Raw genomic sequence first — 817 nt, 5'->3', positions numbered from 1 at the left:
GCGACAACCTGACCGTGACGGTCCCCGTCACCTTCGACGAGGCGGCCCTCGGCGGCGAGATCAGGGTTCCGACCCTGGGCGGCCCTCCGGTCACCCTCAAGCTGCCGGCGGGCACCCCGAGCGGGCGCACCATGCGCGCCCGTGGCAAGGGCGCGGTCCGCAAGGACGGCACCCGGGGCGACCTGCTGGTCACCATAGAGGTGGCCGTGCCGACGGAGCTGAACGACAAGGCGCGGGAGGCGCTGGAGACCTACCGCGAGGCCACGGCGGACGAGGACCCGCGGGCCGAGCTGTTCCAGGCCGCGAAGGGAGAATGAGATGGACGGCCGAGGCGCACGCCCAGGCGGCGGCAGCCGCAACCCCTACGAGCTGACCGACGACTCACCGGTGTACGTCATCTCGGTCGCCGCTCAGCTCTCCGGCCTGCACCCGCAGACCCTGCGCCAGTACGACCGCCTCGGCCTGGTCTCCCCCGACCGCACGGCGGGGCGCGGGCGCCGCTACTCCGCCCGCGACATCAGCCTGCTGCGCCAGGTGCAGGCGCTCAGCCAGGACGAGGGCATCAACCTCGCCGGCATCAAGCGCATCATCGAGCTGGAGAACCAGGTGGCCGCGCTCCAGCAGCGGGTCGCCGAACTCCAGCAGGCGGTGGAGGGCGCGGCGACGGCGATGCGGCAGCGCGAGGCCGCCGTACACGCCTCGTACCGCCGCGACCTGGTCCCCTACGACCAGGTGCAGCAGACCAGCGCCCTGGTGGTGTGGCGGCCCCGCAGGCCTGGGCAGGACTAGCCGCACCCGCGCGTGCCCGGTAGTGGAC

The 817-nt window shown here is 73.4% G+C and carries 2 protein-coding genes; both read left to right on the top strand.

The window, feature by feature from the left end; all coding sequences use genetic code 11:
* Positions 1 to 317, top strand: a 317-nt coding sequence (locus KUM32_RS39315) for a DnaJ C-terminal domain-containing protein (RefSeq protein WP_302185251.1), incomplete at its 5' end; no start/stop codon positions are given.
* A gap of 1 nt (position 318) precedes the next feature.
* On the top strand, positions 319 to 789 hold the full coding sequence (locus tag KUM32_RS39310; protein ID WP_187062817.1) for a heat shock protein transcriptional repressor HspR: 471 nt from the start codon (positions 319 to 321) through the stop codon (positions 787 to 789).
* Positions 790 to 817 lie beyond the last annotated feature (28 nt).

This window comes from Streptomyces sp. AC627_RSS907, assembly GCF_019049165.1.
This window is presented reverse-complemented; position numbering and strand designations above follow the sequence as displayed.